Below are 11,328 nucleotides of genomic sequence, written 5' to 3' on the forward strand. Positions count from 1 at the left end.
ACGCTAATGTCGAATACATATGATTCCTCAAGTATCAAGGTATTAAAAGGTCTGGATGCGGTACGCAAACGCCCGGGCATGTATATCGGTGACACGGACGATGGCACCGGTCTGCACCACATGGTATTCGAGGTTGTCGATAACGCCATTGATGAAGCGCTGGCTGGCCACTGTAAAGATATTGTCATTACCATTCATAAAGATAACTCAGTATCAGTACAGGATGACGGCCGCGGTATACCTACCGGTATTCATGAAGAAGAAGGCGTTTCAGCGGCAGAAGTTATTATGACCGTACTGCACGCCGGCGGTAAATTTGACGATAACTCATACAAAGTGTCAGGTGGTCTGCACGGCGTAGGCGTTTCCGTGGTTAACGCCCTGTCAGATAAGCTGGAATTGATTATCGATCGTGAAGGCAAAACCCATAAGCAAATTTATCGTGGCGGTGTACCTGAAGCGCCACTGAAAGTGATCGCAGATACCGATAAAACCGGTACCATGATCCGTTTCTGGCCAAGCCCGGACACCTTCACCACTAACCTAGAGTTCCACTACGATATTTTAGCTAAACGCTTACGCGAGCTATCATTCCTGAACTCCGGTGTTTCTATTAAGCTGTTTGATGAGCGCGACGGTAAATCCGATCACTTCCACTATGATGGTGGTATTAAAGCGTTCGTTGAATACCTGAACCGTAACAAAACGCCGATCCATCCGTCTGTGTTCTACTTTACCCATCAGAGTGAAAAAGACGGTATCAATGTAGAGATCTCTCTGCAGTGGAACGACGGTTTCCAAGAAAATATCTACTGCTTTACCAACAATATTCCACAGCGTGACGGCGGTACTCACTTAGCCGGTTTCCGTGCGGCCATGACCCGTACGCTAAATAACTATATGGAAAAAGAAGGCTACAGCAAAAAAGCAAAAGTCAGTGCAACCGGTGATGATGCCCGTGAAGGCCTGATTGCAGTGGTTTCGGTTAAAGTACCGGATCCTAAGTTCTCTTCTCAGACTAAAGACAAACTGGTTTCCTCAGAAGTAAAATCTGCCGTTGAATCAATCATGGCGGAAAAGCTGTCTGAATACCTGTTAGAAAACCCGACCGATGCAAAAATCGTGGTGGGCAAAATTATCGATGCTGCCCGAGCCCGTGAAGCGGCGCGTAAAGCCCGTGAAATGACCCGCCGTAAAGGCGCGTTAGACCTGGGCGGACTGCCGGGTAAACTGGCGGACTGCCAGGAAAGAGATCCGGCACTGTCTGAACTGTACCTGGTGGAAGGGGACTCAGCGGGCGGTTCTGCTAAGCAGGGCCGTAACCGTAAAAATCAGGCTATTTTACCGCTGAAAGGTAAAATTCTGAACGTTGAGAAAGCACGCTTCGATAAGATGCTCTCCTCACAAGAAGTCGCCACGCTGATCACTGCTCTGGGCTGCGGCATTGGCCGTGATGAATATAACCCGGACAAGTTACGCTATCACAGCATCATCATCATGACGGATGCCGACGTGGATGGTTCACACATCCGTACCCTGCTGCTGACCTTCTTCTACCGCCAAATGCCTGAAGTTATCGAGCGCGGCTATATCTATATTGCCCAACCGCCGTTATATAAGGTGAAAAAAGGTAAGCAAGAGCAGTACATCAAAGATGATGAAGCAATGGACCAGTACCAGATCGTTACCGCTCTGGACGGTGCTTCTCTGCACGTTAACCCGGATGCACCAGCTATGGCCGGTGAACCACTGGAGCGTTTAGTCGCTGAATATTACAGCGTCCAGAAAATGCTTAAGCGTATGGAACGTCGTACCCCATTAGCGCTGCTGAATGAACTGGTTTATCAGCCAGCCCTGACCACTGAAACTCTGGAAGATAAAGCCAAAGTACAACACTGGATTGAAACTCTGGTTAATACTCTGAATGAGCAAGAGCAGCATGGCAGTACCTATATTGCTCTGGTTCAGGAAAACAGTGAACGTGCCATCTTTGAGCCGGCAATCCGTATTCGTACTCACGGCGTTGATACTGACTACAGCCTGAATATCGACTTCGTGCTGGGCGGTGAATACCGTAAAATCTGTCATCTTGGTGAGCAACTGCGCGGCCTGATTGAAGACGGCGCCTATATCGAACGCGGTGAGCGTCGTCAGGCTATCGATAGCTTTGAACAAGCCATCGAGTGGCTGGTTAAAGAGTCGCGCCGTGGCCTGACTATCCAGCGCTATAAAGGGCTGGGTGAGATGAACCCTGAGCAACTTTGGGAAACCACCATGGATCCGCAAGGTCGCCGTATGCTTCAGGTCACCATCAAAGATGCTATCGCTGCCGATCAGCTGTTCACCACATTAATGGGTGATGAAGTTGAACCTCGTCGTGCGTTTATCGAAGAGAATGCCCTGCGCGTGGCGAATTTGGATATCTAGTTTCTCACTTTGTCGGATCTAGTCGAAAGTGAGATGAAATCCAGCAAAGATGGGATGATGTCTAGTCCGCAATAAGATAAAAGGAGCCAATTGGCTCCTTTTGACAATTAATTATTGATCATGATGTTTGGAAATACCTCTAAGATCGGGTAATACTTTTTCTTCTATTAGAGCAAGAAGAATATCTCTTAACGCACCATGTTTATTGGTTAGGTGATATTGTTCATCATAAGATAATGATTCCCACCATTGACCATAACGAAAATGCCAATGGTGTTCAGACCAGTCAGGTAAAAGTGTGAAATACTCTTTTCTAAAGTATTCCTCACTTACATCACCATTACAATATTGTTTACACAGCTCTAATACACGGCATGTTGGTTTGTTCTTGCTTGCACTAGATTTGATTAAATCATTAATTTTTCTTGTACGTTTCTTCTTTATTTTGGCATCAATCATTTTTATTATCTCTAACAAACTCAAACGACCTATCCATTCCACCTGAGTAGCATCCCAGTAATCAGCCGCTATTGGAGCATTAACCTCTGCTGGACAAGGTCCTTTATTTTACCCACGAACAATGGTTATCACCAATATTACAGGTGTACACTTTAAATTATCTTTTTCAACATCAACTATAAAATTTAAAGATAGTAGTATTCGTCGCATTCTTGGATATATCATCATATACCACAATCAATATTTCGATTAATTGGTCATTAACCAAACCTTTTATTTTTAGAATAACCGCCCACAAAAAAGCGTACAGCATAAATATGCTGTACGCTTTTTTTATGGTTAGTGCTAAACATTAGCCGATAATGTTTGATTTGTTTCTTTGCTTTTATTGATATTTTTAATTAACGCTACGGATACAATGGCACCACAGAAAGCAAAGCAGGCCATAATCCCGAAGACGATCTTATACCCCAGCATCCCCGGATTAGAATCCAGAATATGACCGTACAGGCTAAAGCAGAACATCGCCGGAGCATAGCCAATAAAGCTACCAAGCGCCATGGCAGCCCCTGTCGATTCTTCACCAATCTTAGCTTCACCAATCGGAGCGAAGAATACCGCTCTCTGAGTAAACACGATAGCACCAAAGCCTAATGTGCAAACCATCCCTAAATAAACCGGCATCTGCTCATGGGGAAGAATAATCAGCAGTACTAAAACCGCCACGCTAACGATAAACGAATAGCATAAGTATTTGCTTGGCGATTTGAGTATTTTATCTGAAATCAGGCCGCCAATCGGCCCACCGATCATCTTTAAGCAGTATTGATTAATAATGCCGTATGCCCCGACTAAGGCAATCGGCAGCGCATAGATATTTTTCAGGAACGGGATAAAGAAGGTTAAACCACAATAGACCGCATAAACAAAGAAGACGTTGAAGGCAATCATCCATACCGTCTTATTCTTTAGTATGCTCGACATTTTATTGCTGTCATTCTTTGGCTTGTCTGCATGAGCTACCAGCGGTTTATCATCACTATCATTTAATACTAAAGGGATAAAGATGCCGACCAGAATAGCAATCCCCGAATAAAACCAGATACCAGCTTTAAAGCCCAATAGCCCGCTACCGTAGTAAGCAAACAGCCCGAGCGCTGAGAATGCAACCACGGTGTCAACAACGCCCCGCCCGGTCTCAAAGAAACCAAACAGGCGTCCTTGCTGACTGCTATCGCCTAACATACTGATAGATTTGAGTAATACCGGCCAGTTCAACATATCACAGGTTACGCCAAACAGTGCCCAAACTAAAAGAATACCCCAGTAGCCCGGCATAGTTGATAAGTAAATACCCAGTAAGCCGGTCGCAATAAGTGAAAACGACATGGTATATTTTCTGGGTAATTTATCGGCAAAGTAAATAGATAAAAAGAAGCCTATGGTTGTCACGAACGAGTTAACCGACATGGCATTACCAATCTGGCCATTGGTTAAATGGAAGAATTCCTGCATTGGAATATAAAATGCATCTTTCAACGAAGGTAATTTATATATTGTACCGCCACAAAGCGTTAGCAGGCTAAATATAGCCCACTTTTTTTTAGTTAGCATAGGGTTACCTACTCATGTCTAAGAGTATTTGTTATAAGCGAATAAAATCACTCACTTAATATAAAATAAAGCAATACCGTTTAATTCTTGTAATAAAATTTAATTAACACCTACATTTAACAAAAATATTCTATTTTCTTAAATACATTAATTTAGTTTCACTCATTTTCATTTAATTAATAGGAGAGCATCTTGTTTTATTTCATCAAGCATACTTCGTACAAAGCTAATCTGTTTTAATGCATCGTTTCGCTCCTGAACTAGCCGTTCAGCCAATTGCTCTTTTGGTAGCGGTGTTTCACTCATTTGGCGCCAGGGAATCCAAGGATTATCACCTTCATCGTCAAAACGAAACGCCGGTGCATAATAATCCACTTCTTCTTCCAAACCGTAAGCCACTACCTGTGGTCGTTCATCCCCAAGGCAAATCAGCCGGGTTAATAGCTGTTTAAATGGCATATCACCCGCTCCCGAAGCACAGGCTTTATGCCCGGTTCCTTTTCCTTCAGGAATAATAAGGGCATCTTTAATATGTACCTGAGTAACCCAAGGAGCCATATCACTCAGGGCGACCAGCGGCTGCTCATTTGCATTAATCATATTGGCAAAATCAAACAAAATAGACAGCGTATCCATACCACTTCGAGAGACAATATCAGCCAGTTCAGCCCCTTTTAAGTCTTCATGTTGTTCAAGGGTGAAGGTTAATCCTGAGTCAGAGTAAGTGTTTTTAATATATTGAATATCTGAATCAATTTTAGCTATCACCTGCTGTAGATTGCCTTCATAGCGAGGATAAAATCGTACTGATGACGCCTTCACTTTCAACGCAATATCTACAGCCTGATCAATCAGCTTTGGCTCAGAGGAGCTGGTCTCAATATGTATATCTAACCCTAACTGCGCTGCTTTTTGACCAAATAGTGCCAAACTCCGATCGTCTGATTGCCCCAATGAACGAGTCTCACCATCTAATACGTGAATCTTCACGCCGAATAGTTTCTGCTCAGCGGCAATATCTAATAGGTCTAACGGCAGAATATTTTCTACCCTCATATTTAGATGGTAAGCATATGCATGTAAATAAAGCGGCAGGTGATCTATACGCTGAATTATTTTTTCAGCCTCACTCCTTATCATGACTCACTCCTTACAGGTTGATAAAAAAATCGACTGACTCAAAGCGCCAGTATTCAATATCTATTTGAACAATATTTTTATTATTATCCGCCCGATGTTTTTCGACTAAAATAATCGGCGTCCCCGCAGAACCACCAATAACTTTACAGGCATCGCCGGATATTCTGGTGGGACGAAATGCCAGCTTCTGAATATTAAGTTTCTTTTTATATTCATTTTCCCACAGCTGAGAAAAAGAGAGATCGCCTAATTTATCAATAAACCCCGGCGCTACCGCTGGGTTAATAAAGGTTTCATGATAAAATACTTTATGATTATCTAATGCCCCCCAGCCGGTGATTCGATAGAGCGGGTGATGCGGCTCTTCACCAAATAAAGGCTCTACGATAGCGGGATAATCAGCAACCGTGCTTTTTTCAATAAATCCCCAAGACGGAACCCGATTTTGTTCAATCGCGGCTAATTTAAAGCTGGCTGATGATTTAGGGTTATAGTTGAAGCGCGGCTGAGCAACAAACCATCCTCGCCTGTCTTTACGAAAGATTTTTGATTCTGATTCCAGATTCAACAGCGCCTGACGCAGCGTCATACGTTTGACCCCCAGCAGGTCGCCTAACTCTCTTTCTGAAGGCAATTTGGCACCGGGAGCAACCGTACCGTTGCATAACCATTGGTCTAATTTTTCTTTAGCCACTTCAACTGTCGAGATGTTATTCATTCTGGGTTAATCCTTCTGGTTTAAACCTGATTGAAAAATGGTATCACCAACGTTAAAAAATAAACAAACAATTCTCCTATATAAAAGTATAAACGTGATGTTAATCTCAGTTCGTGCCCAATCCGCAATGATTCACATTTGCGTAAGGTTACGTTAGACTCTTGGCAAACTCACCGCCTGATAAGACAATGCCGCGCAATAAACAACCTTTAGCCCACTGGCTGATTACTCTTGTTTGCCTGACTATGCTGATGTGTATAGTGCAGCGTGCCGCCGCGCCATTGTTAAAGTTCTACCAACCGGTTGTCTCGGCCAGTATCGCCCTGAAAGCGGTTGATGCCGTAGTTTCTGACAGCCTGCCCGCCGCAGGCAGCGATGACGAAAGCGGCTGTACTAAAAATCAGAAGCTACTCTCTTATTTGCAGGATCACCTACAGAGCCAACCCGCTCTATTATTTATTCTGCTATTTCTGCTGGTTCCGTTACTTCAGTTTCTTTCTCCTGCCTATCGTCATTCACCGCCAATATCGTGCCATGAACGGCGACTCCATCTGCGGCTGTGTAATTTCCGCGAATAAATAGGTTATGCCGTAAGCAGCATGAGTTGGAATTGCTGCATCTCGCTAATATTTATTTTTGGAGGTATTGATGTACTCTTTTTTTAGAGCGGCACTGGTCTGCTTTAATCTGTTATTACTCTCATTTTCGGCTACGGCTGCTGATTCCGGCTGGCTCAAAAAGTCAGACAAACATCATGCTCAAGTGCGGATTTGGAGCGAACAAACCGACTCAGCCAGTCAGGTAAGGTTACTGCTGGACGTCAAACTAGATCCTGACTGGAAAACCTACTGGCGTTCACCGGGTGCCGGCGGGTTAGCCCCTGAAATCAAGTGGAACTCACCCGATATACAAACCCAGTGGAACTGGCCGGTTCCGCAATGGTTCGACGTTGCGGGTATCAGCACTCAGGGTTATAAAAACTCGGTGTCTTTCCCGATTGTTCTCAAAGGGCAGATTCCTCAGCAGCTCTCCGGAGTATTAACGCTGTCATCCTGCAGCAATGTCTGTGTGCTAACCGACTTTCCGTTTTCGTTGAATTTACAGGGCGTTCAGGATGCTAACTTTGATGCCGCGTTTGCCCGCGCCAGCGGTCAAATACCGATAGCATCTGGAATGATAGAACCAGCGAATGTCAGTGCGACATATAGCAACGGGCTGCTACAGGTCACAGCGACTCGCCCAAGCGGTTGGGCATCACCAATGGTATTTTCTGACATTTTGCCGGGTGCGGAATTTCATCAGCCCCAAATTACCGTCGACGGTGAAACGCTGCTGGCAAAGATTAAAGTGACTCCGGACTGGGCTGGCGAAGTACCCGAGCTGGTTAATCAAAATATTGGCATGGTGATTAGCGATCGGGGAATTGCTCAGGAAATTCCGCTGAAAATTTCTGCCGGTTCCGCGACAGCAGATTCAGAAAGTAGCCCGGGGTCTATATGGGTCATTTTACTGATGGCACTGGCAGGCGGGCTGATACTCAACCTGATGCCCTGTGTATTACCGGTATTGGGCATTAAAATCAGTACCCTTTTGCAGTCACAACCTACGTCAAAATCAGAGGTGAAAAAGCAGTTTCTGGCATCAGCGATGGGAATATTAACCTCATTCTGGATACTGGCGCTGCTGATGACCGTTCTCAGCGCCTTGCAGATCTCGCTGGGCTGGGGAATTCAGTTCCAAAGCCCGTGGTTTATCGGCTTTATGGTGGTGGTGACCGGATTATTCACCGCAAACCTATTTGGCCTGTTTACTATCCGGCTCTCTTCCGAAGTAAATACCCGCTTAGCCACCACCGGTAATAACGGTTACAGCGGCCATTTCCTTCAGGGCCTTTTCGCTACCTTACTGGCAACACCCTGTTCAGCGCCATTCTTAGGCACGGCCGTTGCTTTTGCACTCGCATCGTCATTGCCGGTGATGTGGTTGATTTTTACCGCTCTGGGTATTGGCATGAGCCTGCCATGGTTGCTGATTGCACTATTCCCCTCTGCCGCACTTTTATTACCTAAGCCGGGCCGTTGGATGAACGGGCTTCGTCTGGTGATGGCGGGGTTAATGTTAGCCTCCAGCTTATGGTTAATTAGCCTGCTTACGACCCATCTAGGCCAGACTTATACATTGATCATCGGTGGCGCATTGATCGCCGGATTATTGCTGGCAACGGCTATCCGCTTCGGGACGCGCAGGTTTATTCAGGCGGCGTTATTTAGCTTAGCGATTAGCGCCATTGTATGGTCTTTGTCAATCTTCAGCCCGACGAATGGCACGTCACTTACAGAAGATCGGGTTCACTGGCAGCCGTTGAGTGAGCAAGCAATAACTCAGGCCCTGTCAGAAGGTAAAACAGTCTTTGTTGATGTTACCGCCGACTGGTGCATTACCTGTAAGGTGAACAAATACAACGTTCTGCTTAGCCCTGAAGTTCAATCAGCGCTCAGTGCTGACGATATCGTTGCCCTGCGCGGAGACTGGACGACACCGTCAGAAGAGATCACCCGCTTTCTAAAAAGTCGCAACAGCGTATCAGTACCGTTCAATCAAATTTACGGGTCGGCACTGACGCAGGGAGAAATAATGTCTCCTATTCTTACTAAAGAGAAGGTTCTGAATACCTTGTCATCGGCTAAAAAAGGTCACTCGTTATGAAAAAAATTAATCTGATTATTACCGCTTTATTACTATCAACTGCCAGCCTGAGCGCGGTTTCTGCGCCATTTACCCAAGAACAGGAGCAGCGCATTCGCGAGTTAATTCGTGAAACCTTGGTTACACAGCCTCAGATTCTGGATGAAGCTATTGGCGAACTACAAAAGCAAGAGATGGCCAAACAGGATTCCGTACTTAAGAACCTGCTGAAAGATAACGCGGCCAAGCTCTATAACAGCGCTGACAGCCCGAAGATCGGCCCTAAAAATGCAGCGCTCACTCTGGTCTATTTTACTGACTATAACTGCCCGTACTGTAAGCAGTTTGAAGCCTCGCTGGAAAAAGCCATGGCTAAGCATGCTGATGTGAATCTGATTATTAAGCCATTGCCCTATCTGGGAGATAGCTCTCAGTCTTCTGCAGAGCTGGCGCTAACCCTATGGCAAACGCAGCCGGAAAAATTTGCAGCATTTCATCAGGGCTTAATTTCAAAAAACGGCCGACACGATCAGGCCAGCATTCAGAAAGTGTTAAGCCAAATCAATATGCCTAAACTGACCGCAACTGCGCAGGCAAAAGCATCGTTGGAGAATAATACCCGCCTGGCAGAAACCCTTGGCGTTGGCGGCACCCCTGTCACTGTGGTCGGAGATACCATGCTGATGGGGCTTGTTCCCTATGAGGATTTAGAGGCTGCGGTAGTTGCAGCACTCAAACAGAGTAAATCCTGATGCGGATAAAAAAATGGCTAAAGGAACTGGTTCTATTCTCCGTTATTGCACTGATGGTTATCGGAGCGATTGACTGGTGGCGGGCACCGACAATGCCAGAGGATATGGACTTCAGCCAACAAATGACGCTGAGCGGCCAGCCGATCGACTTACAGCAGCTAAGCCAGGATAGGCCGGTCGTGATCTACTTCTGGGCAACCTGGTGTGGCGTTTGTAAGCTGACAACGCCGATGGTGCGCGGGCTGGCTAATGACAACGTACAAGTCGTTACCGTAGCTTTGCGATCGGGGGCGGATTCACAGCTGGCCCCGGCGCTGGAAAAAGCAGGCTTCACGCTCCCTACCATCAACGATGAGGACGGTATTATTTCCGATAATTGGGGAATTGGCGTAACGCCAACCTTCGCCATCATTTATAAAGGCAACATGGTTCACAGCACGACAGGGTGGACCAGCGCCTGGGGAATAAAATTCCGCCTCTGGCTAACGGAAAAATTTAGCTAATCCGACAGGGTGCCATAAAAGTGGCACCCTATTTCAGGCGGTTAACAAACCCAAGACACAAACTGCTTTCGATTTACTCATTAACCTCTGACTTCAACCATTCAATAAATGCATTAATCTTCGGGCACTCACGGCTGGAGAGGGTAGAAATGTAATAGCGCTGCGCGCACTGAACTTCCATCTCAGGAAACGGGCTGACCAGCTCATTATTTTCCAGTCGTTTAGTCACCAACTTTTTACGCCCCATGGCGATCCCGCCGTGATTAATGGCGGCAATAATGGCTAAGTCGGAGCGGTCAAACCCCATTCCTCTCTTGGTTTCCTCCAGTGAAATGCCAAAATGCCGGGCCCACATCGACCACTCATCGGTATCGGTATCATAGCCCCATGCCTGCTTATCGTGCAGCAAAGTACAGAGTTTTAAATTTTCAGGATGGCCGCATAAATCGAATTTTTTTGCATATTCAGGACTACATACCGGCACGATCGACTCATTCATCAAATGCTGGCAGGACAGTTTTTCTGGTGTTTTATCATCAAAATAGATTGCCAGATCGATACCATAGCCGCGAAAATTCACATTTTCATTGCCGGTCAGAATATTCAGGGTGATTGAAGGATACAGTTCAGAGAACGTCGCCAGCTTCGGTACTAACCAGCACTGAGCAATCGACGGTCGGGAATACACCGTTAAGCTGCCGGTCAGTTCCTGATTTTTAATTTCGAAGATTTCCTGATTAAGGTATTCCAGCGAAGACTTAAGCGCCCAGAAAACCCGCTGTCCTTCTGCAGTAAGCTCAATCTTACGGTGAAAGCGCTGAAATAGCTTAAACCCTAGCTCATCTTCCAGACCATTAATCCGGTGACTGACTGCGCTGGGCGTAATGGATAACTCCTCTGCAGCCATAGCAAAAGAGCAATGCCGGGCGGCCACTTCAAAAGTATGTAACTTAGACAGCTGGTAACCATTGAGTAATTTATTTTTGGCAATGTAGTTGGCTGTAATGTAGTTGTTTTCAGTATACATACG

10 protein-coding genes are annotated in these 11,328 nt (G+C 45.7%); 5 read left to right on the plus strand and 5 right to left on the minus strand.

The genetic code is table 11. The features are described 5' to 3' along the window. Positions 1–6 precede the first annotated feature (6 nt). Positions 7–2,427: a DNA topoisomerase (ATP-hydrolyzing) subunit B gene (gene gyrB, locus YWE_RS0106495; protein WP_029093794.1), complete on the plus strand. Its 2,421-nt coding sequence runs from the start codon at positions 7–9 to the stop codon at positions 2,425–2,427. A gap of 111 nt (positions 2,428–2,538) precedes the next feature. Here gyrB and YWE_RS0106500 read toward each other — a convergent pair whose 3' ends face one another. The 4 genes from YWE_RS0106500 to YWE_RS0106520 form a co-directional block, all read right to left on the minus strand. After that, entirely contained in the window at positions 2,539–2,928 is a 390-nt protein-coding gene (locus YWE_RS0106500) for a hypothetical protein (protein WP_127526392.1), read from the minus strand. Between the two features lie 303 nt (positions 2,929–3,231). Beyond that, complete coding sequence (locus tag YWE_RS0106510) at positions 3,232–4,500, minus strand: MFS transporter (protein ID WP_029093796.1); 1,269 nt, start codon at positions 4,498–4,500, stop codon at positions 3,232–3,234. 168 nt (positions 4,501–4,668) lie between these two features. Next, positions 4,669–5,640, minus strand: a complete 972-nt coding sequence (locus tag YWE_RS0106515) for a sugar phosphate isomerase/epimerase family protein (protein ID WP_029093797.1) — start codon at positions 5,638–5,640, stop codon at positions 4,669–4,671. A 10-nt stretch (positions 5,641–5,650) separates the two neighbouring features. After that, positions 5,651–6,358 carry a GntR family transcriptional regulator gene (locus tag YWE_RS0106520; protein WP_029093798.1) on the minus strand — a complete coding sequence of 236 codons (708 nt, stop codon included), beginning with the start codon at positions 6,356–6,358 and terminating at the stop codon, positions 5,651–5,653. A 188-nt stretch (positions 6,359–6,546) separates the two neighbouring features. Between YWE_RS0106520 and YWE_RS0106525 the strand changes: the two genes are divergently transcribed. The 4 genes from YWE_RS0106525 (at position 6,547) to YWE_RS0106540 (ending at position 10,298) form a co-directional block, all read left to right on the plus strand. Continuing rightward, positions 6,547–6,936 (plus strand): hypothetical protein, encoded by a 390-nt coding sequence (locus YWE_RS0106525; protein ID WP_029093799.1) that lies wholly within the window; start codon positions 6,547–6,549, stop codon positions 6,934–6,936. A gap of 70 nt (positions 6,937–7,006) precedes the next feature. Beyond that, entirely contained in the window at positions 7,007–9,064 is a 2,058-nt protein-coding gene (locus tag YWE_RS0106530; protein WP_029093800.1) for a protein-disulfide reductase DsbD family protein, read from the plus strand. Continuing rightward, entirely contained in the window at positions 9,061–9,795 is a 735-nt protein-coding gene (locus YWE_RS0106535) for a DsbA family protein (protein ID WP_029093801.1), read from the plus strand. Before YWE_RS0106530 ends, YWE_RS0106535 begins: the two co-directional genes overlap by 4 nt. Then, positions 9,795–10,298: a protein disulfide oxidoreductase gene (locus tag YWE_RS0106540; protein WP_227659912.1), complete on the plus strand. Its 504-nt coding sequence runs from the start codon at positions 9,795–9,797 to the stop codon at positions 10,296–10,298. The genes YWE_RS0106535 and YWE_RS0106540 overlap by 1 nt, the downstream gene beginning before the upstream one ends. Before the next feature lie 73 nt (positions 10,299–10,371). Here the strand turns inward: YWE_RS0106540 and dsdC are convergent, their stop codons facing one another. Then, a complete protein-coding gene (dsdC, locus tag YWE_RS0106545) occupies positions 10,372–11,325 on the minus strand; it encodes a DNA-binding transcriptional regulator DsdC (protein ID WP_029093803.1) in 954 nt (317 codons plus the stop codon). Positions 11,326–11,328: the final 3 nt, after the last annotated feature.

Origin of the sequence: Budvicia aquatica DSM 5075 = ATCC 35567, assembly GCF_000427805.1 — a bacterium.
GTDB classification, from domain to species: domain Bacteria; phylum Pseudomonadota; class Gammaproteobacteria; order Enterobacterales; family Enterobacteriaceae; genus Budvicia; species Budvicia aquatica.